We start from the raw sequence: 23,865 nt of genomic DNA on the forward strand, positions 1-23,865 counted from the left end.
TCATGGCAATCGTGAAAGTTAAGCCGACCTCGCCGGGTCGCCGCGCGATGGTCAAGATCGTCAACAAGGACCTCCATAAGGGTGCGCCGTTCGCAGCGCTGCTCGAAAAGAAGTCCTCGAAGGCCGGTCGTAACAACAACGGTCGTATCACGACGCGTCACCAGGGTGGTGGTCACAAGCAGCACTACCGCGTGATCGATTTCCGTCGCAACAAGGACGGTATCGCAGCGAAGGTCGAGCGTCTCGAGTACGACCCGAACCGTAGCGCGAACATCGCGCTGGTTCTGTACGCAGACGGCGAGCGCCGCTACATCATCGCGCCGAAGGGCGTGGCGGTTGGTGCGCAGCTGATGTCGGGTTCGGAAGCGCCGATCAAGGCAGGCAATGCACTGCCGATCCGCAACATTCCGGTCGGTACGACGATCCACTGCATCGAAATGCTGCCGGGCAAGGGCGCGCAGATCGCGCGTTCGGCTGGTACGTCGGCAATGCTGCTGGCACGTGAAGGCATCTACGCGCAGGTTCGTCTGCGTTCGGGTGAAATCCGTCGCGTGCACGTTGAGTGCCGCGCAACGATCGGTGAAGTCGGCAACGAAGAGCACAGCCTCCGTCAAATCGGTAAGGCTGGCGCGAACCGCTGGCGCGGTATCCGCCCGACGGTCCGTGGCGTTGCAATGAACCCGGTCGACCACCCGCACGGTGGTGGCGAAGGCAAGACTGCGGCTGGTCGCGACCCGGTGAGCCCGTGGGGCACGCCGACGAAGGGCTATCGCACCCGCAGCAACAAGCGCACGACGAGCATGATCGTCCAGCGCCGTCACAAGCGTTAAGGAGTAGGCAATGGCACGTTCTATTAAGAAAGGTCCGTTCTGCGACGCCCATTTGCTGAAGAAGGTTGAGGCGGCTGCAGCTACGCGCGACAAGAAACCGATCAAGACCTGGTCGCGTCGTTCGACGATCCTGCCGGACTTCATCGGCCTGACGATCGCCGTTCATAACGGCCGTCAACACGTTCCGGTGTATGTCACGGAAAACATGGTCGGCCACAAGCTTGGCGAGTTCGCACTGACCCGTACGTTCAAGGGTCACGCAGCCGACAAGAAGGCCAAGAAATAAGGGGCAATCAAGATGGAAGTGAAGGCAATTCATCGCGGTGCCCGCATCTCGGCGCAGAAGACGCGCCTTGTGGCTGACCAGATCCGCGGTCTGCCGGTCGACAAGGCACTGAACGTTCTGACGTTCTCGCCGAAGAAAGCGGCTGGCATCGTGAAAAAGGTTGTGCTCTCGGCGATCGCAAACGCGGAACACAACGAAGGTGCTGACATCGACGAGCTCAAGATCAAGAGCATCTACGTCGACAAGGCAGCTTCGCTGAAGCGTTTCACCGCGCGCGCCAAGGGCCGCGGCAACCGCATCGAGAAGCAATCCTGTCACATCACTGTGACGGTCGGGAATTAAGGAGCCATACGATGGGACAGAAAATTCATCCGACTGGCTTCCGTTTGGCCGTCAGCCGCAATTGGGCTTCGCGTTGGTACGCGAACAACAACAATTTCGCGGCGATGTTGAAGGAAGACATCGGTGTTCGTGAATACCTGAAGAAGAAGCTGAAGAACGCTTCGGTGGGCCGTGTTGTGATCGAGCGTCCGGCAAAGAACGCTCGCATCACGATTTACAGCTCGCGCCCGGGTGTGGTGATCGGCAAGAAGGGCGAGGACATCGAACTCCTCAAGGCCGAACTCCAGAAGCGCATGGGCGTTCCGGTTCACGTGAACATCGAAGAAATCCGCAAGCCGGAAACCGATGCTCAACTGATCGCCGATTCGATCACGCAGCAGCTCGAGCGCCGCATCATGTTCCGTCGCGCAATGAAGCGCGCGATGCAGAACGCAATGCGTCTGGGTGCCCAGGGCATCAAGATCATGAGCGCCGGCCGTCTGAACGGTATCGAAATCGCACGTACCGAGTGGTACCGCGAAGGTCGAGTGCCGCTTCACACGCTGCGTGCTGACATCGACTACGCAACCTCGGAAGCGAAGACGACGTACGGCATCATCGGCGTGAAGGTTTGGGTCTACAAGGGCGACACGCTCGGCCGCAACGACGCACCGGTGGTGGAAGAAGTCGCCGAAGAAAAGCGTCCGCGCCGCAACGCGCGCCCGGGCGATCGTCGTCCGCGCCGTGATGGCGAAGGTGCACCGGGTGCCCGTCGTGGCGCACCGCGCCGTGGCGCCGGCGGTGACGGCAAGAGTGGAGAATAACGATGCTGCAACCGAAACGCAGGAAGTATCGCAAAGAGCAGAAGGGTCGTAACACCGGTATCGCAACGCGCGGCAACGCGGTTTCGTTCGGTGAATACGGTCTGAAGGCTATCGGTCGTGGTCGCCTGACCGCGCGTCAGATTGAAGCAGCGCGTCGTGCAATGACGCGTCACATCAAGCGTGGCGGCCGCATCTGGATCCGTATCTTCCCGGACAAGCCGATCTCGCAAAAGCCGGCGGAAGTGCGTATGGGTAACGGTAAGGGTAACCCTGAGTACTACGTCGCCGAGATTCAGCCGGGCAAGATGCTGTATGAAATGGATGGTGTGTCCGAAGAACTGGCCCGTGAAGCCTTCCGTCTGGCTGCAGCCAAGCTGCCGCTGAAGACGGTCTTCATGGTTCGCCAGCTCGGCGCCTAAGGAGTGATTGATGAAGGCATCTGAACTTCTTCAGAAAGACAAGGCCGCGCTCGACAAAGAGCTGTCGGACCTCTTGAAGGCGCAATTCGGCCTGCGCATGCAACTCGCGACCCAGCAGCTCACGAACACGAGCCAGCTGAAGAAGGTTCGTCGCGACATCGCACGTGTGCGGACCGTCCTGACTCAGAAGGCGAACCAGAAATGAACGAAAGCGTGAAAACCTCGCTTAAGCGGACGCTGGTCGGCAAGGTCGTCAGCAACAAGATGGACAAGACGGTCACCGTCCTGGTCGAGCGCCGCGTCAAGCACCCGATCTACGGCAAGTACGTCGTGCAGTCGAAGAAGTACCACGCTCACGACGAAGCGAACACGTACAACGAGGGTGACCTCGTTGAAATTCAGGAAACCCGTCCTCTCTCGAAGACGAAGGCCTGGACCGTGTCGAAGCTGATCGAAGCAGCACGCGTCATCTAAAAGTGACGCAGCACCCCGGGGAGTCATTCTCCGGGGTGTAGAAGTAATTGAAATCGCTGAAGATTTCGCTTGCGAGGCCAAGATTGTCTGGTTATAATCTTGGTCTTCCCTCCTTTTGGGCTTGCTGTTGGCAAAGCAGCAGGCGAATGTAGGTGGGGAAGCAGATCCGGGCGCCAGTCCGGGTTAGCAAGATTCACCGGAATGCGATGGCCGGTTTCGTTTGCCGTCGCTGCTGTTCTTACCCAAGCAGCTGAGCGGTCGTTCTAGTGGCGGCGCGGCTGACGGGACCAAGACTGACCGGATGTGCCATGGTGGCGCGACCGGATTAAGTTGGGAAAGATAAACCATGATCCAGACCGAAACTCGGCTTGAAGTAGCCGACAACACGGGTGCACGTGAAGTCCTGTGCATCAAGGTGCTCGGCGGCTCGAAGCGTCGTTATGCCAGCATTGGCGACATCATCAAGGTGAGCGTCAAGGAAGCAACGCCGCGCGGGCGCGTGAAAAAGGGCGAAATCTACAACGCTGTTGTGGTTCGCACTGCGAAGGGCGTGCGCCGTCAAGACGGCTCGCTGATCAAGTTCGATGGCAACGCCGCCGTGCTTTTGAATACCAAGCTTGAGCCGATCGGCACCCGCATTTTCGGGCCGGTTACGCGTGAGCTGCGTAGCGAACGATTCATGAAGATCGTTTCGCTGGCGCCGGAAGTGCTGTAAGGAGTCGCGATGAACAAGATTCGCAAGGGTGACGAAGTCATCATCGTCACTGGCAAAGACAAGGGCAAGCGCGGCGTCGTGCTGGCCATCGGCGAAGAGCGCGTCACTGTCGAAGGCATCAACATCGCTAAAAAGCATGTGAAGCCGAACCCCATGAAGGGTACGACGGGTGGCGTGGAAGCCAAGGCAATGCCGGTGGCTATCTCGAACGTCGCACTGGTCGACGCGAACGGTAAGCCGTCGCGCGTGGGCATCAAGGTCGAAGGGGACAAGAAGGTCCGTTTCCTGAAGACGACCGGTGCTGTTCTGAGCGCCTGACGCTGCGGAGTAAAAAATGGCACGTTTGCAAGAATTTTATAAAGAGAAGGTCGTTCCTGGCCTGATCGAGAAGTTCGGTTACAAGTCGGTCATGGAAGTGCCGCGCCTCACCAAGATCACCCTGAACATGGGTGTTGGTGAAGCCGTCGCTGACAAGAAGGTCCTTGAGCACGCCGTTGGCGACCTCACGAAGATCGCCGGCCAGAAGCCCGTCATCACGAAGTCGCGCAAGGCAATCGCCGGCTTCAAGATCCGCGAAGGCTACCCGATCGGCACGATGGTCACGCTGCGTGGCAACGCCATGTACGAATTCCTGGACCGTTTCGTGACGGTTGCGCTGCCCCGCGTGCGCGACTTCCGTGGCGTGTCGGGCAAGGCGTTCGACGGCCGTGGTAACTACAACATCGGTGTGAAAGAGCAGATCATTTTCCCCGAAATCGACTACGACAAGATCGACGCGCTGCGTGGGCTGAACATCAGCATCACGACGACCGCGAAGACCGACGAAGAAGCAAAGGCACTGCTCGCCGGCTTCAAGTTCCCGTTCAGAAACTGAGGTTACCGTGGCTAAACTGGCACTGATCGAACGTGAAAAGAAGCGCGCTCGTCTGGCAGCGAAATTTGCGCCGAAGCGCGCATCGCTGAAGGCGATCATCGACGACCAAAGCAAGTCGGAAGAAGAGCGCTACGCAGCTCGCCTCGAACTGCAACAACTGCCCCGCAACTCGAACCCGACTCGCAAGCGTAACCGCTGCGCGATCACGGGCCGTCCGCGTGGCACGTTCCGCAAATTCGGTCTCGCACGTAACAAGATTCGTGAAATCGCGTTCCGTGGTGAGATCCCTGGCATCACCAAGGCGAGCTGGTAATAGGAGAAACATAAATGAGCATGAGTGATCCTATCGCCGATATGCTGACTCGCATCCGCAATGCGCAGATGGTCGAGAAGGTTTCGGTTGCTATGCCCTCGTCGAAAGTGAAGATTGCGATTGCGCAGGTTCTGAAGGACGAAGGTTATATCGACGACTTCGCGGTGAAAACCGAAGGTGCGAAGTCGGAATTGAACATCGCGTTGAAGTACTACGCTGGCCGTCCCGTTATCGAGCGCATCGAACGCGTTTCGAAGCCGGGTCTGCGCGTGTACCGCGGCCGCAACGATATCCCGCAGGTCATGAATGGCCTGGGCGTTGCGATCGTGTCGACGCCCAAGGGTGTGATGACGGACCGCAAGGCGCGCGCTACTGGCGTCGGCGGCGAAGTTATCTGCTACGTCGCTTAAGGCCTAAGGAGAAGAAACATGTCTCGAGTAGGTAAGAGCCCGATCGCGCTGCAAGGCGCAGAAGCGACGCTCAGCGACGAGAAGATTACCGTCAAGGGCCCGCTGGGTACGATTTCGCAAGCTGCGAACCGCCTCGTGAAGGTGGTGAACGACAACGGTACGCTCAAGTTCGAGCCGACCGATGAAAGCCGCGAAGCCAATGCAATGTCGGGCACGATGCGCGCAATTGTCGCGAACATGGTGCAAGGCGTGACGAAGGGTTTTGAGCGCAAGCTGACGCTGGTTGGCGTCGGTTACCGTGCTCAAGCGCAAGGCGACAAGCTGAACCTGTCGCTGGGTTTCTCGCACCCCGTGGTGCACCAGATGCCGGAAGGCATCAAGGCTGAAACCCCGTCGCAAACGGAAATCGTGATCAAGGGGATCGACAAGCAGAAAGTCGGCCAAACCGCTGCAGAAGTGCGCGGTTATCGCCCGCCGGAGCCCTACAAGGGCAAGGGTGTGCGTTACGCCGACGAGGTCGTGATCCTCAAAGAAACGAAGAAGAAGTAAGGGTGCGCAATCATGGATAAGACTCAATCTCGCCTGCGCCGCGCTCGTCAGACGCGTCTCAAGATCGCTGAGCTGCAGGTCGCGCGTCTGGCCGTGCATCGCACGAACACGCACATCTATGCGCAAGTGTTCTCGCCCTGCGGCACCAAGGTGCTGGCCAGCGCGTCGACGCTTGAAGCTGAAGTGCGTGCGCAACTGGCTGACCAGTCGGGCAAGGGCGGCAACGTCGCAGCAGCCTCGCTGATCGGCAAGCGTATTGCAGAAAAGGCTAAGGCCGCCGGCATCGAATCCGTCGCCTTTGACCGCTCGGGTTTCCGCTATCACGGCCGCGTCAAGGCGCTGGCTGATGCTGCGCGCGAAGCCGGGCTCAAGTTCTAAGGAAGGAATTCGTCATGGCAAAGATGCAAGCGAAAGTTCAGGCTGACGAACGCGACGACGGCCTCCGCGAAAAAATGATTTCGGTCAACCGCGTGACCAAGGTCGTGAAGGGTGGCCGTATTCTCGGCTTCGCCGCACTGACCGTGGTTGGCGACGGTGATGGCCGCGTCGGTATGGGCAAGGGCAAGTCGAAGGAAGTGCCCGTCGCTGTCCAGAAGGCGATGGAACAAGCTCGCCGCAACATGTTCAAGGTGCCCCTGAAGAACGGCACCCTGCAACACGAAGTGCACGGCAAGCACGGCGCATCGGTCGTCCTCCTCGCTCCGGCGAAGGCAGGTACGGGCGTGATCGCCGGCGGCCCGATGCGCGCAGTGTTCGACGTGATGGGCGTGCAGAACGTCGTGGCCAAGAGCCACGGTTCGACGAACCCGTACAACCTCGTTCGTGCCACGCTGGACGGTCTGCGCAAGCAATCGACCCCGGCTGACATCGCAGCGAAGCGCGGCAAGTCCGTCGAAGACATTCTGGGCTAAGGGTGGGCACCATGTCTGAAAAAACTGTCAAGGTTCAGCTCGTCAAGAGCCTGATTGGGACCCGCGAAACGCACCGTGCCACCGTGCGCGGTCTCGGCCTGCGCCGCCTGAACTCGGTTTCCGAGCTGCAGGACACGCCGGCTGTGCGCGGCATGATCAACAAGGTCTCGTACCTCGTTAAGGTCATCGGCTAAGCGGTCGACCAAAGACTCCAGGAGTTTGAAATGGAATTGAATAACCTGAAGCCGGCAGAAGGCGCGAAGCACGCTAAGCGTCGCGTCGGTCGCGGCATCGGCTCCGGCCTCGGCAAGACCGCTGGCCGTGGTCACAAGGGTCAGAAATCGCGTTCGGGCGGCTTCCACAAGGTTGGCTTCGAAGGCGGTCAAATGCCGCTGCAGCGTCGTCTGCCGAAGCGTGGCTTCACCTCGCTGACGAAGGAATTCGTTGGTGAAGTGCGCCTCGCCGACCTCGAGAAGCTGCCGGTCGACGAAATCGATCTGTTGGCTCTCAAGCAGGCAGGCCTCGTGGGCGAACTGACCCGCAGCGCGAAGATCATCGCTACCGGCGAGATCAAGCGTAAGGTCGTCGTGAAGGGTCTGGGTGCGACGAAGAATGCGCGTGCTGCGATTGAAGCAGCAGGCGGTTCTTTTGCCGAGTGATTGTGAGTGGTGCGCGCGGGCTTGCCCGCCGTCACTAGCATCTGCATCGGAGAAGCTACTTGGCTAACAGCCCGAGTCTCGCAAAAACCGGTCGCAGCGCTCCGAAGTTCGGCGACCTGCGTCGGCGGGCAGTGTTCCTGCTGCTGGCGTTGGTCGTTTATCGTATCGGCGCGCATATTCCGGTCCCGGGTATCGATCCGGACCAGCTGGCGAAGCTCTTTCAAAGCCAGTCGGGCGGCATCCTTGGCATGTTCAACATGTTCTCGGGTGGCGCACTGTCGCGGTTCACGATCTTCGCGCTGGGTGTGATGCCGTATATTTCGGCGTCGATCATCCTGCAGCTGATGGCGATTGTCTCGCCGCAGCTGGAAGCGCTGAAGAAAGAAGGGCAGGCTGGACAACGCAAGATCACGCAGTACACGCGGATCTTCACGGTGGTGCTGGCGACGTTTCAGGCGTTCGGCATCGCGGTCGCGCTGGAAAACCAGCCCGGCCTCGTGATCGATCCGGGCATGGTGTTCCGCTTGACGACGGTCGTGACGCTCGTAACGGGCACGATGTTCCTGATGTGGCTTGGTGAGCAGATCACGGAACGCGGGCTTGGCAACGGTATCTCGATCATCATCTTCGGCGGGATCGCGGCAGGCTTCCCGAATGCGCTCGGTGGGCTTTTCGAACTGGTTCGCACCGGCTCGATGAGCATCATCTCGGCAATCATCGTGGTCGTTCTGATCGCAGCCGTGACGTACCTGGTGGTGTTCATCGAACGCGGCCAGCGCAAGATCCTCGTGAACTATGCGAAGCGTCAGGTCGGTAACAAGATTTACGGCGGGCAGTCGTCCCACCTGCCGCTCAAGTTGAACATGTCGGGTGTGATTCCGCCGATCTTCGCGTCGTCGATCATCCTGTTCCCGGCAACTATCCTGAACTGGTTCAGTTCGGGTTCGCGAACCGGCTGGTTTGCGGACACGCTGCACAATGTGGCCGAAGCCCTCAAGCCTGGCCAGCCCGTGTACGTGTTGCTGTATGCGTTGGCGATCGTGTTCTTCTGCTTCTTCTACACCGCACTGGTGTTCAACAGCAGGGAGACGGCCGACAACCTGAAGAAGAGTGGCGCGTTCGTACCTGGCATCCGCCCGGGCGATCAGACGGCACGTTATATCGACCGCATCCTCACGCGTCTGACGCTGGCCGGTGCGATCTATATCGTGTTCGTTTGCCTGCTGCCGGAGTTTCTGGTGCTGCGCTGGAATGTGCCGTTTTATTTTGGTGGAACGTCGCTGCTGATCATTGTCGTCGTCACAATGGACTTCATGGCGCAGGTGCAGTCGTACGTAATGTCGCAACAATATGAATCGCTGCTCAAGAAGGCCAACTTCAAGGGCGGCGGCGTCCCGATGCGTTAAAAGGACCTATGGCCAAAGACGATGTAATCCAGATGCAAGGCGAGGTGATCGAAAACCTCCCCAACGCAACCTTCCGGGTGAAGCTGGAAAACGGCCATGTCGTTCTGGGACATATTTCCGGAAAGATGCGGATGCACTACATCCGCATTCTCCCGGGCGACAAGGTGACGGTTGAGTTGACGCCTTACGATCTGTCGCGTGCGCGGATCGTGTTCCGGGCGAAGTGATTTAGGAAAAAGGGTAATATCATGAAAGTGATGGCATCGGTAAAGCGCATTTGCCGCAACTGCAAAATCATCAAGCGCAACGGCGTCGTTCGCGTGATCTGCAGCTCGGACCCGCGCCACAAGCAGCGCCAAGGCTGATTAGCGCGCTTGCGCTTTTTGTTTGAGGAAAAACAATGGCTCGTATTGCAGGGGTTAACATCCCGAACCACCAGCACACTGAAATCGGCCTGACGGCAATTTTCGGTGTTGGCCGCACGCGTTCGCGCAACATCTGCGTGGCCGCCGGTGTGCCGTTCAACAAGAAGGTCAAGGACCTGAACGACGCGGATCTGGAAAAGCTGCGTGAGGAAGTGGGCAAGTTTGTCGTCGAAGGCGATCTCCGCCGTGAAGTGACGATGAACATCAAGCGCCTGATGGACCTCGGCTGCTACCGCGGCGTGCGCCATCGCAAGGGCCTGCCCCTGCGTGGCCAGCGTACGCGTACCAACGCACGTACGCGTAAGGGTCCGCGCCGCGCAGCACAGTCGCTGAAGAAGTAAGCGGAACTGAAAGTTACAGGAAAACGTAATGGCTAAGGCTTCGAACAACTCCGCGGCGCAACGCGTTCGCAAGAAGGTTAAGAAGAACGTCGCCGAGGGCGTGGTTCACGTTCACGCGTCGTTCAACAACACCATCATCACGATCACCGATCGTCAAGGCAATGCACTTGCCTGGGCAACGTCGGGCGGTCAGGGCTTCAAGGGCTCGCGTAAGTCGACCCCCTTCGCAGCTCAGGTCGCAGCCGAATCGGCTGGCCGTGTTGCAATGGAATACGGCGTCAAGAACCTCGAAGTGCGGATCAAGGGCCCCGGTCCTGGCCGCGAATCGGCGGTGCGCGCGCTGCATGGTCTTGGCATCAAGATCACCGCGATCTCCGACGTGACGCCGGTCCCGCACAACGGCTGCCGTCCGCCGAAGCGCCGCCGTATCTAAGGCGTCGTTTGAGCCGAACGCCTGAGCCGCCGGAAACGGCGACCCAGGCTCTCGGCGTTATTGAATTGACTAAGCCCACCGTTCGGCTCAAAGGGCCGGACTAGCGCGATACCGCGGGTTTTCCCACTAAGGTTTCGCGTGATCAATTATCGAAGGAAAGCAACGTGGCACGTTATATCGGCCCGAAGGCCAAGCTGTCCCGCCGTGAAGGCACCGACCTCTTCCTGAAGAGCGCACGCCGCTCGCTCGCCGACAAGTGCAAGCTTGACAGCAAGCCGGGCCAGCACGGCCGCACTTCGGGCGCCCGTACGTCCGACTACGGCACGCAGCTTCGCGAAAAGCAGAAAGTGAAGCGTATCTACGGCGTGCTCGAGCGCCAGTTCCGCCGCTACTTCGCAGAAGCTGACCGTATCAAGGGCAACACCGGCGAAAACCTGCTGCAACTGCTCGAGTCGCGTCTCGACAACGTCGTGTACCGCATGGGCTTCGCATCGACCCGCGCTGAAGCGCGTCAGCTCGTGAGCCACAAGGCTCTCACGCTGAACGGCGTCGTCGCGAACATCCCGTCGATGCAAGTGAAGGCAGGCGACGTCGTTGCGATTCGCGAAAAGGCGAAGAAGCAGGCGCGTATCGTCGAAGCCCTCTCGCTCGCAGAGCAAGGCGGCATGGCAGGTTGGGTGTCGGTCGACGCGAAGAAGTTCGAAGGCACGTTCAAGGGCATGCCTGAGCGCAGCGACATCGCTGGCGACATCAACGAAAGCCTGATCGTCGAATTGTATTCGCGGTAATCGGATTGACGGCCGGGGTAACCTCTGTGCTTCGCGCAGGAGGCGGCCTCGGCCGTTTTTTTCAGGTTGTTGCCATCTCAGCCTTATCGGTGTAACGAGCCGAGGGTATTGAAAAGGAAAACCTATGCAAACCAGTTTGTTGAAACCCAAGATCATCGCTGTGGAATCGCTCGGCGACAACCACGCGAAAGTGGTCATGGAGCCGTTCGAACGCGGTTATGGCCACACCTTGGGTAACGCGCTCCGGCGCGTGCTGCTGTCGTCGATGGTGGGCTACGCGCCGACCGAAGTGACGATCGCAGGCGTCGTGCACGAATACTCGACGCTTGATGGTGTGCAAGAGGATGTGGTCAACCTGCTGCTGAACCTGAAGGGCGTTGTTTTCAAGCTGCATAACCGTGACGAAGTGACGGTTACGCTGCGCAAGGAAGGCGAAGGCGTTGTCACCGCTGGCGACATCGAACTCTCGCACGACTGCGAAGTGATCAACCCGGAACACGTGGTTGCGCACCTCACGAAGGGCGGCAAGCTCGACGTGCAGATCAAGATCGAGAAGGGCCGTGGCTACGTGCCGGGCAACGTGCGCCGCTATGGCGACGAGTCGGCCAAGATCATCGGCCGTATCGTGCTGGACGCATCGTTCTCGCCGGTTCGCCGCGTGAGCTACGCCGTGGAAAGCGCTCGCGTTGAACAGCGTACCGACCTCGACAAGCTCGTGATGAACATCGAAACCAACGGCGTGATCTCGCCTGAGGAAGCGATCCGCCAGTCGGCGCGCATCCTCGTGGATCAGCTGTCGGTGTTCGCTGCACTGGAAGGCACGGAAACGGCGGCGGAAGCCCCGTCGCGCGCACCGCAGATCGACCCGATCCTGCTGCGTCCGGTGGACGATCTCGAACTCACGGTTCGCTCGGCGAACTGCCTGAAGGCCGAGAACATCTACTACATCGGCGACCTGATCCAGCGCACCGAGAACGAGCTGCTCAAGACCCCGAACCTGGGTCGCAAGTCGCTCAACGAGATCAAGGAAGTGCTCGCTTCGCGCGGTCTCACGCTCGGCATGAAGCTCGAAAACTGGCCGCCGGCTGGTCTCGACAAGTAATGTATGTGGCACGGACGCGGATTTTCCTTTAAAATCCGCGTCTTGCCTTTTTCACGTACCGGCCCGTGCTTCGGTAGTCGCGAAGCGATAGAAGAGCTGGACCAAAACTTTGTTTCAAGGAAATTGAAATGCGTCACCGTCATGGTCTGCGGAAACTGAACCGCACGAGCAGCCACCGTCTGGCAATGCTCCGTAACATGTCCAACTCGCTTATCGAGCACGAAGTCATCAAGACGACGCTGCCGAAGGCGAAGGAACTCCGTAAGGTTGTCGAGCCCCTCATCACGCTGGGCAAGAAGCCGTCGCTCGCAAACCGTCGTCTGGCATTCAACCGCCTGCGCGATCGTGACTCGGTCACGAAGCTGTTCGACGTGCTCGGTCCGCGTTTCGCGAACCGTCCGGGCGGCTACCTGCGTATCCTGAAGTTCGGTTTCCGTGTTGGCGACAACGCACCGATGGCACTGGTCGAACTGCTCGATCGTCCGGAAGTTGCGGAAGAGAACGTCCAGGAAGCGGAATAAGCTTTCAGTCGCTTGACGCAGTTGTTGACTGCGGATCGAGCGGCACGCAAAAAAGCCAGGCCTAGCCTGGCTTTTTTGTTTTTGGCTCCGCCCGATTGCACGCAGCGCCACCGAATGCCGCTGAGTTTGATGTACCGCGACCTCGATGCGGAACCGTCAACGTATAGTCAGGCACGAATGCAGCTGCGATTGAAAGCGGAGGACACCGTGTCTTATTTTTCTCGAGATTTATTCGGACAACTTAAGACGTTGTGCGCGATGGGTTTGCCTCATCCGCGGAGTGCTCCCTGCGCGCGAATACGATCCTCGGATCCTTCAGTCGCTCGACTCGTCGCAGTGCTTTGCGCGCTGACCGCTGCCATGTCACTTGCTGCTTGCAGTGGCTCCGACGACAGTAGCGCAGGCGCAACCCTGGCCCAGGCGCAACTGATCGCGTCAAGCCTGAAGCTCAGTGTGGCCATCGACACGAACGACGCGACCCAGAGCGGTGTTTCCTGCGCGAACCTTGGCGCGGATTGGGCGAGTTGTGCGCGTGGCCGCCTGATCCTCGAGAATCTGGGAACAGAACGCGTGAGCGCAGGCGGTTGGGCGCTCTACATGCACAGCATCCGGCGCATACTCGCGATCGACAACGCTGCGATTTCGTGGCGCCACATTACGGGCGACCTGTACGCGTTGTCGCCCCAGCGAGGCGCATTCTCGCTGGCGCCGGGTCAGCGTATCGAAGTGCCTTTCGTGGGCGAGTACTGGTACCGGCGCTATAGCGATGTGTTGCCGCGCGCCTATGTCGTGGTCGACGGCGCGGCGCCGATCGTCCTCAAGGCGAACAATACCGACGACGAAACCCAGTATGTCGAAAGCCTGCCGCCCAGCCCGGATAGCGCGGCCGCTTTCCTGCAGACGCCCGCGCAGGTTCAACGTGCGCGTGCTGAGTCTTCGCCACCTTCCGCCGAACGGATTGCGGCGCGAGCGATTCCCGCCGTTGTGCGCGAGCAGGCGGGCGATGGTGACGTCCAGATCGGCGGGGTGGCGCTCGGGTTGCCGGATTTACCGGGCGGGCAGCTTGCCGCGCTGCAGGCACGCGCATCAGCGCTCGGCTTGACGGGAGCGTCCATGCAGATAACGGGCCGCCTCGCGCCCAACACGTTGCCAGCGGACATCGCGGTATCGGGGGGCTATCGGCTGATCATCGCGCGAGATGGGGTGGCCATTGACGCTTTCGACGCACCGGGCCTTTACTACGCCGTGCAGACCCTGTTCTCCCTGACTCCTGCTGGGGGCGGTCGCGTGCCGGCACTGACCATCGAAGACGCGCCTCGCTACACACATCGCGGGATGATGGTCGACCTCGCGCGCAACTTCCGCCATCCTGCGACCCTGCAGCGTCTCATCGACCAGATGAGCGCCTACAAGCTCAATCGCCTGCACCTGCATCTCTCCGACGACGAAGGCTGGCGCATCCAGATTCCCGGCTTGCCGGAGTTGACCGACATCGGCGGACAGCGTTGCCACGATCCCGGCGAAACCCGGTGCCTCATCCCCCAATTGGCCTCTGGGCCAAACAACGAATCGGGCGGCGGCTACCTGAGCCGCGCCGAATACATCGCGCTCGTGCGCTATGCCGCCGACCGCTTCATCGAGGTCATCCCGGAAATCGATATGCCAGCGCATGCTCGCGCGGCGGTGGTGTCGATGGAGGCGCGCTATCACAAGCTGCATTCGCAGGGCGACGAACAAGGCGCCAACGAGTATCGTCTGCTCGATCCTCAGGACACGTCGAATATTACGTCGGTGCAGTTCTACGACCGACGGACCGATCTGAACCCCTGTTCCGACGGCGCGCGCCGCTTCGCAGGCAAGGTCATCGGCGAAATCGCCGCCATGCATCGCGAGGCAGGCGCGCCGCTCTCGATCTGGCACTTCGGCGGCGACGAGGCAAAGAACATTCTGCTTGGCGCCGGCTTTCAGGCGCGCGACGGCGGCGATCCCGCCAAGGGGCGCATCGACCTTGCCGCACAGGACAAACCGTGGGCACGTTCGCCATGGTGCGCCGCGCTGATTCGACAAGGCAGGGTGGCGTCGGTCGACGAATTGCCCACGATGTTCGCGATCGACGTCAGTCGGCTCGTGAGCGCCAACGGCATTGGTGCGATGGCGGCGTGGCAGGACGGTCTCAAGCACGCCAGCGGTCCACAGGACTTCGCCACGAGCAGTGTCATGGTGACGCTCTGGGACACGCTCTTCTGGGGCGGCGCGGATACCGCGCAATCGTGGAGCCAGAAGGGCTACCGTGCGGTCCTCGCGCTGCCCGACTACCTCTACTTCGACTTTCCTCACACGATCGATCCGCATGAGCGCGGTTACTACTGGGGCTCGCACGCAACGGACAGCTTCAAGGTCTTCTCGCTTGCCCCCGATAACCTGCCGCAGAACGCCGAGATCATGCCCGATCGGGATGGCAATCCGTTCGAGGTGACGGGTACGGGCGCCGCACCGCGCGTCGAAGGCATGCAGGGCCAGGCGTGGGGCGAGGTGATGCGTAACGATCGGCTTTTCGAGTACATGGTGTATCCGCGGCTGCTTGCGCTTGCCGAGCGGTCCTGGCACCGTGCACCTTGGGAACTGCCTTATCGGGCTGGCGAGCGCTACAAGCTCGGCGACACCGACAAGGTCGACAAAGCCGCTCTGGCGCGGGACTGGGCCGAGTTCATGAGCGTGGTGCAGGCGCGCGAACTCGCGAAGTTACAGCGCTCGGGAGCCGTGGTGCGCACATCGCTCAGCCTCTCGGGAACCTGAGCGGTGGTGTAGTGCGCCCGGCGGCACACAAAGTACCGGATCGCATGCACCTCACGCGGCAGGGGCATCAACGGGCGCGCAGCACGCGCCGGTCGGGGCGGTGGTAGCATCACGTCTTGCCTCAAGCCCTTGTTTTGAAAGAGGGCGCAGCCGGAGTTCGTCGTGACCCTCAATGTGACCCTGATGCTGACCACGGTGCCCGACGAGGGCACCGCCGAAAAGCTCGCCTCCGGGGCGCTCGCGCAGCGTCTCGCTGCGTGCGTGACGCGCCTTGGCGCCGTGCACTCGCAGTACCACTGGCAGGGCAGCATCGAGTCAGGCAACGAGATTCAGCTGCTCTTCAAGACGAGCCTCGCCCGCGCGGCCGAGCTCGAACAGTTCATCCAGACCCAGCATCCCTACGAAACGCCCGAGATTCTCTCGTGGCAGGCCACGGCGTCGAACGCCTACGGTCAATGGGTCAATGCCGAGACTCAGCGCACCCTACATGTCTAACCGCTTCGATCGGCGCTCCCGCGTCGCGCCGTACGCTTCGCTGTCCGGCTTCCTCCTGCTCGTCTGCTGCGTGCTGCCTCTGCTGTTCGGCACTTCACTCGCGCGCGCCGCCGACGATGACTTTCTGCCGCCCGATCAGGCCTTCACCTTCAGCGCGAGCGAAGCGCCGGGCATGGTCGATGTGCATTTCAAGATCGCGGACGGCTACTACATGTACCGCGAGCGCTTCGCTTTCGCCGCGCGCAACGGGACGGCCGAACTGGGCGAGGCGCAAATCCCGCCCGGCCACATCAAGTTCGATCCGACTTTCCAGAAGAACGTCGAAACCTATCGTGGCGAGCTGACCATTCACTTGCCGGTGCAGAAGGCGAGCGGTCCATTCGATCTCGCGGTGACGTCGCAGGGCTGTGCCGATGCCGGCATCTGTTATCCGCCTGCTGAGCACGTGTTCCACGTGAGTGGCGCGGCTTTGCAGGCCGCTACGGCTGGCCAGAGCACCGTTGCGGGCGCGGCACGCTCGACGCCCACGCCGCTGACGCAATCCAACGCAGCGCCCGCTGCTGGCGACACCGGGGAGCCCTGGTACGAGCGCGCCACGAGCGCCGACTATGCGCAGTCGTTGCTTCAGGGCGGCGGCTTTTTCGCCGTGGTCGGCCTGTACTTCGTGGCCGGCATGGTGCTGAGCCTCTTGCCCTGCTCGTATCCGATGATCCCGATCCTTTCGGCGATCATCGTCGGTGAGGGCGTTCGCGTCACGCGCTCGCGTGGCTTCGCGCTCTCATTCGTCTACGTGCTCGGCATGGCGCTCGTCTACACGGTGCTGGGCATCGCCGCTGCGCTGGTCGGGCAGAGCCTGGGGGCGTGGTTGCAAAATCCGTGGGTGCTCGGCGTGTTCGCGGTGCTCCTTGCGGCGTTCGCGGTCATGCTGATCGCGGGCTACGACATCGCGCTGCCGCAGCGCTGGCAGGATGGCGCCTCGCGCGCCACGCAGGGCCGCTCCGGCGGCAAATTTGCGGCGGTCGCCGTGATGGGTGCGCTTTCCGCGCTCGTGGTGGGCGCCTGCATGACCGCGCCGCTTTTCGCGGTGCTCGCCTTTATCGCGCACACGGGCAACGCCGTGCTGGGCGGCGCAGCGCTCTTTGCGATGGGCTTGGGTCTTGGTGTGCCGCTGATGATCCTCGGCCTCGGCGCGGGCTCGCTGCTGCCTCGCGCGGGCGCATGGATGGATGGCGTGAAGGTATTCTTCGGCGTCGTGCTGCTGGCGGCCGCGCTGTGGATCGTCTGGCCGGTGCTCGGCGCCACCGCGCAGATGCTGCTCGCCGCCCTCTGGCTGCTGCTCGCGGCCGCCGCGCTTGGGCTTTTCACGCCGAACGCGGGTGCGGCCAACGTCTGGCGCCGCCTCGGGCGCGGTCTCGGCGCGGCGTTCGCAATCTGGGCGGCGACGCTGATCGTCGGTCTTGCGGCGGGCTCGACCGATCCGCTGCGTCCGCTTGCGGTGCTTGCCGCGCGCGTGGGTGGTGCGAGCGATGTTGCCGCAACCGGCGCGGCGCAGTCCGCCGGCGCCAGCGCAGCGAACGCGCTGGTCTTTGCCCCCGTGCGCTCGCCGGCGCAACTGGACGCGGCGCTCAAGACAGCGGGCAAGCCGTCGATGCTCGACTTCTACGCCGACTGGTGCGTGAGCTGCAAGGAGATGGAGAAGTTCACGTTCAGCGACCCTCGCGTGCAGGCACGCCTCGCGGAACTGGGCCTGATGCGCGCAGACGTCACGGCCAACAATTCCGACGATCAGGCGCTGCTCAAGCGCTTTGGACTCTTCGGACCGCCTGGCATCATCTTCTTCGATACGCAGGGCCGGGAAGTGCTGCGCGTGGTCGGCTACGAAAACGCCGACCGCTTCCTCGCGCGTCTCGATCGCTTGACGGCACCCGCGCCGCAGACGCAGGGAGCGCCTTCGGCCTGATCGGGATCTGCGGTATTGCGCGAGCAAAAAACAAAAAGGCACGTCCGCAGACGTGCCTTTTTTCATGCAGTGCGCGCGGCGCTTACTTCTGTGCGCGCAGCAAACGAGCGGCGTCGAGCGCGAAATACGTGAGGATGCCGTCGGCGCCCGCACGCTTGAACGCGAGCAGCGATTCCATCATCACCTTGTCGTGATCGAGCCAGCCGTTCTGCGCGGCGGCCTTGAGCATGGCGTATTCGCCGCTCACCTGATACACGTAGGTCGGGAAGCGGAATTCGTCCTTCACGCGGCGCACGATGTCGAGGTACGGCATACCGGGCTTCACCATCACCATGTCGGCGCCTTCCTCGATGTCGAGGCGCACTTCACGCAGCGCTTCGTCGGAGTTCGACGGGTCCATCTGGTAGGTCATCTTGTTGCCCTTGCCCAGATTCGACGCCGAGCCCACGGCGTCACGGAACGGTCCGTAGAACGCCGAAGCGTACTTGGCCGAGTACGCCATGATGCGCGTGTGGATGTGGTTCTCGCTCTCGAGCATCTCGCGGATCGCACCGATGCGGCCGTCCATCATGTCCGAAGGCGCGACGATATCGACGCCCGCTTCGGCCTGCGCGCGCGCCTGCGCGACGAGGATCTCGATGGTTTCGTCGTTGATGACGTAGCCGTTCTCGTCGAGCACGCCGTCCTGGCCGTGGCTCGTATACGGGTCGAGCGCGACGTCGCAAAGCACGCCGAGGTCGGGGAAGCGCTTCTTCAGTTCGCGCACGGCGCGCGGGATCACGCCGTCGGGGTTCGTTGCCTCGATGCCATCGGGCGTCTTGAGCGCCGGATCGACAACAGGGAAGAGCGAAAGCACGGGAATGCCGAGTTCGACGCACTGCTCGGCGACGCCCATCAGCAGATCGATCGACACACGTTCGACGCCGGGCATCGACGGCACGGCTTCGCGCACGTTGTTGCCCGCAATGACGAATACGGGGTAGATCAGATCATTCGTGGTGAGGAGGTTTTCGCGCATCAGACGGCGCGAGAAATCGTCACGTCGCATGCGGCGCGGACGATGATGCGGATAGAAGCTCATGTCGGCGGATATCTTGAAACGGGATGGGTCCCGGGAGCGCAGGAAACTTTTCGGGACAATGGTATATCATACCGATCGAGCGAGGCGCCTGGCGCCGAGCTCCCCGCTTCTCCTCCCTGAGCGGGTGCCTGTCGTTTTTCGATAAGGCTGTTTAACCCGCCGGAAATCACGGCGGGTTTTTTTATGTGCCGCGGACTTGGCGTGGCAAGGCCCCGACGCGAAGACCCAAAAGGGCGTTTGCGCCTGGCGTCGGTGCGGTCTGTGTGCGGTAACGCACATAGCACGGCGAAAGCCGCGCCTGCGTTGCGAAAAGATCTGATGAAAACGCGTGAAACGCCCGACTGTGTGGGCTTTTCGACGGCTGAGGGCCTGCCTGGGGCGACGGGCCAGCGGTGCTATTACGCTTGCGTGTTGGTCTCGCCGAGCGATTCCTGCGGCACGATCCAGCTCTCGATCACGGCGTGCGCCTCGTCGAGTCCCACGCGCTTGAGCGCCGAAAAAAGCTGGGCGCTCAGCTTCCCTTCATAGCCTTGCTTGCTGTATTCGTCGAACGCCTTGTTCGTCGTGCGCAGCGCGAGCACGCTTTCCTGACGCGTCAATTTGTCGCACTTCGTGAGGAGTGCGTGGATCGGCTTGCCCGTCGGCGCAAACCATTCGACCATGCGGTGGTCGAGGTCGGTGAGCGGGCGGCGGGCGTCCATCATCAGGATGAGGCCCGAGAGTTGGGCGCGCGTTTGCAGGTACAGCGAGAGCAACTGCTCCCAGTGCGCCTTCGCGGCTGCCGGCACTTCGGCGTAGCCGTAGCCGGGCAGGTCGACGAGATAGCCCGCGGGGTCGTCCGCGGGGCCGACCGAGAAGTAGTTGATATGCTGGGTGCGGCCCGGCGTCTTCGAGGCGAAGGCGAGCCGTTTCTGGTTGCACAGCAGGTTGATGGCGGTGGATTTGCCGGCGTTCGAACGGCCGGCGAACGCAACCTCGGGCCGCGCCGTAGCGGGCAGGTCGCGCATATGGTTCACCGTCGTGAAGAAGCGGGCTTGGTGCAGCAGGAAGGCCATCGGAAAAGGACCACAATATGAAACAACGCGGCGGGTGGCCCGCCGGGCCCGGAGGCGCCCGGGATGGAATCTGGGATATCGGGGGCAGGCCCGACTGGCGCGGAGCTGCCTTGCGCGCTATTGTACAATGCGATGGTTTACTGAATACCAGTGAGGCCAGCGCGGGCCTTTCGAGGTAGATCGGTCGCTGTCGTCCATTGCAGAACCTGATTCCCACAAGACGAAACAAGGTGCGCGAATGAATCGACTGGGCAAGTGCTTGAAGGTGTTCGAGAGTGCGATAGCGTCGGGTCTAACAGCGGGTTTATTCATGATGGCGGGGCACGCAAGCGCGGCGGATCAGGGAACGCCGGCCAAGCCCGACCTCGCCCGGGGGCAAGCCATTGCCGCACAGGTGTGCGCGGCCTGTCACGCGGCCGACGGCAACAGCACCGGCGGCGCCTATCCCAAGCTTGCCGGCCAGCACGCCGACTATCTCGTCAAGCAACTCAAGGACTTCAAACCGCAGCCCGGCGGCAAGCCAGCGGCGCGCGCGAACCCCATCATGGCGGGCTTTGCTGCTGCGCTGTCAGACCAGGATATGATCAACGTGGCGGCCTGGTTCGCCTCCCAGACACCCAAACCCGGCTACGCGCGCGACGCGAAGACCGTGCCGTTCGGCCAGTCGATCTGGCGCGGCGGTATCGCCGACAAGGGCGTGCCGGCGTGTGCGGCGTGCCACGGACCCACGGGCCAGGGCATTCCGATCCAGTATCCCCGGCTCTCGGGCCAGTGGTCGGAATATGTCGTTGCACAGCTCAATGCCTTCCAGCAGGGCACGCGTAACAATAACGATCCGATGCGCACCATCGCGCACCGGCTCTCGGACGACGAAATCAAGGCCGTCGCCGATTACGCGGCCGGCCTGCATTGAGCGTCATAGGCCTGCCGCCTGTTTGATCGGGCGGCCGGCCGAAAAACAAGAAAAGGGTGAGGGCGTCGTCATGCTGGCGGCGCGCCTGCACCCTTTTTTGCTGTAGCGCCTCATCAGCAAGAAGCCGGCAAGAAGCCGGCAAGAGCGAAAAGCGGAGTTTGAATGAGCGTCACCACGCAGGGTTTGCAGTTGAATGTTCGCCAGAAGGCGGTGAAAAGCGCTGTCGAACTGATCAGTTCGATGCGCTTCGCGATTGCGCTGCTCGTTGTGCTCGCCATTGCGAGCATCATCGGCACGGTGCTCACGCAGGATGACCCGTACCCGAACTACGTCAATCAGTTTGGCCCCTTCTGGGCCGACATCTTCCGCTCGCTGAGCCTCTACACGGTCTACAGCGCGTGGTGGTTCATGACGATTCTCGGCTTTCTCGTCGTGTCGGTCTCGCTGTGCGTGATCCGCAACGCGCCGAAGATGCTCGCGGACATGAAGAGCTGGAAGGACAAGGTCCGCGAAGGCAGCTTGCGCGCGTTCCATCACAAGGGCGTGTTCGCAGTGGAGGGCGCCACGCGCGCACAAACGGCCGCCACGCTCGGCAAGCTGGCGCAGCGCATGGGCTACAAATTCGTCACGCGCGAGTCCGACGGCGCCACGCTCATCGCGGCCAAGCGCGGCGCGCTCACGAAGATCGGCTACATCTTCGCGCACCTCGCGATCGTGATCATTTGTCTCGGCGGCCTGCTCGACAGCAATCTGCCGATCAAATTCCAGATGTGGCTCTTCGACAAGACGCCGATTCGCAGCAACACGGTCATCAACGACATACCGCCCGAGCACCGGCTCTCGCAGTCCAACCCGACCTTCCGCGGCTACGCCTGGGTCCCGGAAGGCCAGTTCGTTTCCACGGCCATCCTGAACCAGCCCGACGGATCGCTGATCCAGGACTTGCCGTTCTCCATCCAGCTCAACAAGTTCATCGTCGATTACTACTCGACCGGCATGCCCAAGCTCTTTGCGAGCGACATCGTCGTGATCGACCACAAGACGGGGCAGCGCATTCCCGCGCGCATCGAGGTGAACGAGCCATTCGAGTACGACGGCGTGTCGATCTACCAGTCGAGCTTCCAGGACGGCGGCTCGCAGATGTCGATGACGGCGTGGCCCATGTCCGGCGCAAGCGCGAAGAGCTTCGCGTTCGGCGGCACGATCGGCAATTCGGCGCCGCTCGCGCTGCCCGCCGGGCAGACGGTGCCGGGCGTGGATGGACAAACCATCGAATTCGCGGACTTCCGCGCGATCAACGTCGAAAACATCTCGAACGGCAGTGGCGCGAACGACGCGCGCGGCGTGGCGCACCAGTCGCTCAAGGAGGCGTTCGACGAGCGTCTCGGGTCCGGTGCGAAGAGCTCGAAGCCGCTCGATCTGCATAACGTCGGCCCTTCGGTGCAGTACAAGGTGCGCGACAAGGACGGCCAGGCGCGCGAGTACAACAACTACATGCTGCCCGTGGACGTGGGCGGCGGCGACCGCATGTTCCTCGCCGGCATGCGCGAGAATCCCGACGATCCGTTCCGCTACCTGCGCATTCCCGCCGACAGTGGCGGCACGCCGAAGGAGTGGATGATGCTGCGCGCGGCCTTCGAGGATCCCGCATTGCGCGCGCAAGCCGCAAAGCGGTTCGCCGCGCGTTCGGTCCCCGCTTCGAACAGCGAACTGCAACAGCATCTCGAAGACAGCGCAGAGCGTGTCTTGACCCTTTTCGCGGGCGCAGTGCCTCCGCCGACAGGTGCGACGGCAGCTGCGGGCGCCGCCGGCGGCTTCCAGGCCGTGGCCGCCTTCATCGACAAGTCGGTGCCGAAGGATCAGCAGGAAAAGGCGGCGAGCCTGCTGCTGCGCATGCTGGAGGGCGCGACGTGGGACCTCTGGCAGCTCGCGCGCGAGCAGGCCGGCGAACCCGACCTGAAGCCCGACGCCGACGCCGCGCGCTTCGTACAAGACTCGATCAACGCGATTTCCGACAGCTTCCTGTATGGATCTCCCGTCTATCTACAGCTCGATTCATTCAAGCAGGTGCAAGCTTCGGTATTTCAGTTGACGCGCGCGCCGGGCAAGAAAGTCGTGTATCTTGGCAGCCTGTTGCTCGTGCTCGGCATCTTCTCGATGTTCTACGTGCGTGAGCGGCGTCTGTGGTTCTGGTTGAAGGACCGCAAGGGCCAGGATGATCAGGACCACGGCGTCGACGTCATCATGGCGATGTCGACCGCCCGCCGTACCCTCGACTTCGAGAAGGAGTTCGCCCGTACCCGCGACGCGGTTGGCCGTGCGCTAGGCGCGGCGCCGCAAACCGGCGCCGCGAGCGATGCGGGCGACACGAACGGCAGCGGCAAGGACCGTGCGCCCTGATCCACGCACGCGATGACAGCCACTCACGATCAATACCGGTAAGCCCATGGACTTGTCTCAGGTTTCCTCTTCCGCGAAGGCCCGCCGCGCCGAACGTGCTCAGGTGGCCAATGCCGCTCACGCGCACGGCGCCGCGAGCGCACACGATCCTCTCGCCGACGCCCTGTTCGACGAACGCCCCTTCCTGCGCCGCCTGAGCGTGGTGGACTGGCTGTTCGCGCTGGCGCTCGTGGCAGGCGCAGGCTTCGCGCTCTCGCGCTATCACGCGCACATGAACTACTACGACAAGCTGGTGCTCTGCGGCACGACACCGGCGCTCGTCGTGCTGGGCTGGCGCTGGAAGCCGGCGCGGCTGCTCATGGCGGGTATCGCGGTGCTCGCTCTGTTCGCGATCCAGATCTACCAGGGCGACCTCGCGCGCGCCGACCAGGCCTTCTTCCTCAAGTATTTCCTCTCCAGCCAGTCGGCCATCTTGTGGATGAGTGCGCTGTTCGTGCTCGCCACGCTGTTCTACTGGATCGGCCTGCTCTCGCGTTCGCCCTCGGGCGGCTCGATCGGCTCGAA

General features: G+C 61.9%; 32 protein-coding genes and 1 pseudogene. 31 read left to right on the plus strand and 2 right to left on the minus strand.

Annotated features, from left to right (window positions below; genetic code table 11):
• The first annotated feature begins 2 nt into the window (after positions 1-2).
• From rplB to dsbD, 28 genes are all read left to right on the plus strand, one after another.
• Entirely contained in the window at positions 3-830 is an 828-nt protein-coding gene (rplB, locus tag U5A57_RS39325; protein ID WP_321917547.1) for a 50S ribosomal protein L2, read from the plus strand.
• A 10-nt stretch (positions 831-840) separates the two neighbouring features.
• Positions 841-1,116: a 30S ribosomal protein S19 gene (gene rpsS / locus U5A57_RS39330; protein ID WP_027797286.1), complete on the plus strand. Its 276-nt coding sequence runs from the start codon at positions 841-843 to the stop codon at positions 1,114-1,116.
• 12 nt (positions 1,117-1,128) lie between these two features.
• The gene (gene rplV / locus U5A57_RS39335) at positions 1,129-1,458 is read left to right on the plus strand and encodes a 50S ribosomal protein L22 (protein ID WP_004199272.1); all 330 of its coding nucleotides are present in this window, start codon (positions 1,129-1,131) and stop codon (positions 1,456-1,458) included.
• Between the two features lie 11 nt (positions 1,459-1,469).
• Positions 1,470-2,261 carry a 30S ribosomal protein S3 gene (gene rpsC, locus U5A57_RS39340; protein WP_027797287.1) on the plus strand — a complete coding sequence of 264 codons (792 nt, stop codon included), beginning with the start codon at positions 1,470-1,472 and terminating at the stop codon, positions 2,259-2,261.
• 2 nt (positions 2,262-2,263) lie between these two features.
• Positions 2,264-2,680, plus strand: a complete 417-nt coding sequence (gene rplP / locus U5A57_RS39345; protein WP_042269753.1) for a 50S ribosomal protein L16 — start codon at positions 2,264-2,266, stop codon at positions 2,678-2,680.
• Between the two features lie 10 nt (positions 2,681-2,690).
• A complete protein-coding gene (rpmC, locus tag U5A57_RS39350) occupies positions 2,691-2,885 on the plus strand; it encodes a 50S ribosomal protein L29 (protein WP_028206515.1) in 195 nt (64 codons plus the stop codon).
• Entirely contained in the window at positions 2,882-3,154 is a 273-nt protein-coding gene (rpsQ, locus tag U5A57_RS39355) for a 30S ribosomal protein S17 (RefSeq protein WP_028206516.1), read from the plus strand. Before rpmC ends, rpsQ begins: the two co-directional genes overlap by 4 nt.
• Positions 3,155-3,500: 346 nt before the next feature.
• Positions 3,501-3,869, plus strand: a complete 369-nt coding sequence (gene rplN / locus U5A57_RS39360; protein WP_028206517.1) for a 50S ribosomal protein L14 — start codon at positions 3,501-3,503, stop codon at positions 3,867-3,869.
• Positions 3,870-3,878: 9 nt separating this feature from the next.
• On the plus strand, positions 3,879-4,187 hold the full coding sequence (rplX, locus tag U5A57_RS39365) for a 50S ribosomal protein L24 (protein ID WP_321917550.1): 309 nt from the start codon (positions 3,879-3,881) through the stop codon (positions 4,185-4,187).
• A gap of 16 nt (positions 4,188-4,203) precedes the next feature.
• Positions 4,204-4,743 carry a 50S ribosomal protein L5 gene (gene rplE, locus U5A57_RS39370; RefSeq protein ID WP_069268213.1) on the plus strand — a complete coding sequence of 180 codons (540 nt, stop codon included), beginning with the start codon at positions 4,204-4,206 and terminating at the stop codon, positions 4,741-4,743.
• Positions 4,744-4,750: 7 nt separating this feature from the next.
• The gene (rpsN, locus tag U5A57_RS39375) at positions 4,751-5,056 is read left to right on the plus strand and encodes a 30S ribosomal protein S14 (protein ID WP_028206520.1); all 306 of its coding nucleotides are present in this window, start codon (positions 4,751-4,753) and stop codon (positions 5,054-5,056) included.
• Positions 5,057-5,070: 14 nt separating this feature from the next.
• Positions 5,071-5,466 (plus strand): 30S ribosomal protein S8, encoded by a 396-nt coding sequence (rpsH, locus tag U5A57_RS39380; protein ID WP_027819345.1) that lies wholly within the window; start codon positions 5,071-5,073, stop codon positions 5,464-5,466.
• A gap of 18 nt (positions 5,467-5,484) precedes the next feature.
• A complete protein-coding gene (rplF, locus tag U5A57_RS39385; protein ID WP_321917555.1) occupies positions 5,485-6,015 on the plus strand; it encodes a 50S ribosomal protein L6 in 531 nt (176 codons plus the stop codon).
• A gap of 12 nt (positions 6,016-6,027) precedes the next feature.
• A complete protein-coding gene (rplR, locus tag U5A57_RS39390) occupies positions 6,028-6,393 on the plus strand; it encodes a 50S ribosomal protein L18 (RefSeq protein ID WP_027819343.1) in 366 nt (121 codons plus the stop codon).
• 14 nt (positions 6,394-6,407) lie between these two features.
• Complete coding sequence (rpsE, locus tag U5A57_RS39395) at positions 6,408-6,926, plus strand: 30S ribosomal protein S5 (protein ID WP_028206522.1); 519 nt, start codon at positions 6,408-6,410, stop codon at positions 6,924-6,926.
• Between the two features lie 11 nt (positions 6,927-6,937).
• Positions 6,938-7,120 carry a 50S ribosomal protein L30 gene (rpmD, locus tag U5A57_RS39400; protein ID WP_010106952.1) on the plus strand — a complete coding sequence of 61 codons (183 nt, stop codon included), beginning with the start codon at positions 6,938-6,940 and terminating at the stop codon, positions 7,118-7,120.
• A gap of 30 nt (positions 7,121-7,150) precedes the next feature.
• The gene (rplO, locus tag U5A57_RS39405; protein ID WP_028228146.1) at positions 7,151-7,585 is read left to right on the plus strand and encodes a 50S ribosomal protein L15; all 435 of its coding nucleotides are present in this window, start codon (positions 7,151-7,153) and stop codon (positions 7,583-7,585) included.
• Positions 7,586-7,644: 59 nt separating this feature from the next.
• A complete protein-coding gene (gene secY, locus U5A57_RS39410) occupies positions 7,645-8,991 on the plus strand; it encodes a preprotein translocase subunit SecY (protein ID WP_028206524.1) in 1,347 nt (448 codons plus the stop codon).
• 8 nt (positions 8,992-8,999) lie between these two features.
• Positions 9,000-9,218: a translation initiation factor IF-1 gene (gene infA, locus U5A57_RS39415; RefSeq protein ID WP_004521905.1), complete on the plus strand. Its 219-nt coding sequence runs from the start codon at positions 9,000-9,002 to the stop codon at positions 9,216-9,218.
• 21 nt (positions 9,219-9,239) lie between these two features.
• Positions 9,240-9,356 (plus strand): 50S ribosomal protein L36, encoded by a 117-nt coding sequence (gene rpmJ, locus U5A57_RS39420; protein ID WP_027819338.1) that lies wholly within the window; start codon positions 9,240-9,242, stop codon positions 9,354-9,356.
• Positions 9,357-9,391: 35 nt separating this feature from the next.
• Entirely contained in the window at positions 9,392-9,757 is a 366-nt protein-coding gene (rpsM, locus tag U5A57_RS39425; RefSeq protein ID WP_028213337.1) for a 30S ribosomal protein S13, read from the plus strand.
• Between the two features lie 28 nt (positions 9,758-9,785).
• A complete protein-coding gene (gene rpsK, locus U5A57_RS39430; RefSeq protein ID WP_006052224.1) occupies positions 9,786-10,190 on the plus strand; it encodes a 30S ribosomal protein S11 in 405 nt (134 codons plus the stop codon).
• A 164-nt stretch (positions 10,191-10,354) separates the two neighbouring features.
• A complete protein-coding gene (gene rpsD, locus U5A57_RS39435) occupies positions 10,355-10,978 on the plus strand; it encodes a 30S ribosomal protein S4 (protein ID WP_158758789.1) in 624 nt (207 codons plus the stop codon).
• Positions 10,979-11,102: 124 nt separating this feature from the next.
• Positions 11,103-12,080 (plus strand): DNA-directed RNA polymerase subunit alpha, encoded by a 978-nt coding sequence (locus tag U5A57_RS39440; RefSeq protein ID WP_027819335.1) that lies wholly within the window; start codon positions 11,103-11,105, stop codon positions 12,078-12,080.
• A 128-nt stretch (positions 12,081-12,208) separates the two neighbouring features.
• Entirely contained in the window at positions 12,209-12,601 is a 393-nt protein-coding gene (gene rplQ, locus U5A57_RS39445; protein WP_027797304.1) for a 50S ribosomal protein L17, read from the plus strand.
• A 360-nt stretch (positions 12,602-12,961) separates the two neighbouring features.
• Positions 12,962-15,397 carry a family 20 glycosylhydrolase gene (locus U5A57_RS39450; RefSeq protein ID WP_321917558.1) on the plus strand — a complete coding sequence of 812 codons (2,436 nt, stop codon included), beginning with the start codon at positions 12,962-12,964 and terminating at the stop codon, positions 15,395-15,397.
• Positions 15,398-15,580: 183 nt separating this feature from the next.
• A complete protein-coding gene (gene cutA, locus U5A57_RS39455) occupies positions 15,581-15,892 on the plus strand; it encodes a divalent-cation tolerance protein CutA (protein WP_199272101.1) in 312 nt (103 codons plus the stop codon).
• Positions 15,885-17,852, plus strand: a complete 1,968-nt coding sequence (dsbD, locus tag U5A57_RS39460; RefSeq protein WP_321917560.1) for a protein-disulfide reductase DsbD — start codon at positions 15,885-15,887, stop codon at positions 17,850-17,852. Before cutA ends, dsbD begins: the two co-directional genes overlap by 8 nt.
• Positions 17,853-17,934: 82 nt before the next feature.
• Here the strand turns inward: dsbD and hemB are convergent, their stop codons facing one another.
• Together hemB and yihA are read right to left on the minus strand one after the other, a co-directional pair.
• Entirely contained in the window at positions 17,935-18,933 is a 999-nt protein-coding gene (gene hemB, locus U5A57_RS39465; RefSeq protein WP_028206531.1) for a porphobilinogen synthase, read from the minus strand.
• 398 nt (positions 18,934-19,331) lie between these two features.
• Positions 19,332-19,988 (minus strand): ribosome biogenesis GTP-binding protein YihA/YsxC, encoded by a 657-nt coding sequence (yihA, locus tag U5A57_RS39470; RefSeq protein ID WP_321917562.1) that lies wholly within the window; start codon positions 19,986-19,988, stop codon positions 19,332-19,334.
• Positions 19,989-20,226: 238 nt separating this feature from the next.
• On the opposite strand from yihA, the gene U5A57_RS39475 reads away from it, so the two are divergent.
• From U5A57_RS39475 to U5A57_RS39485, 3 genes and pseudogenes are all read left to right on the plus strand, one after another.
• Positions 20,227-20,901: a c-type cytochrome gene (locus U5A57_RS39475; RefSeq protein WP_321917564.1), complete on the plus strand. Its 675-nt coding sequence runs from the start codon at positions 20,227-20,229 to the stop codon at positions 20,899-20,901.
• A gap of 162 nt (positions 20,902-21,063) precedes the next feature.
• Complete coding sequence (locus tag U5A57_RS39480) at positions 21,064-23,301, plus strand: cytochrome c biogenesis protein ResB (protein ID WP_321917566.1); 2,238 nt, start codon at positions 21,064-21,066, stop codon at positions 23,299-23,301.
• Positions 23,302-23,347: 46 nt separating this feature from the next.
• Positions 23,348-23,865 (plus strand): annotated as a pseudogene (locus tag U5A57_RS39485) (c-type cytochrome biogenesis protein CcsB); the annotation flags it as partial.

This window comes from Paraburkholderia sp. J11-2 (genome assembly GCF_905220185.1).
Lineage (GTDB): Bacteria > Pseudomonadota > Gammaproteobacteria > Burkholderiales > Burkholderiaceae > Paraburkholderia.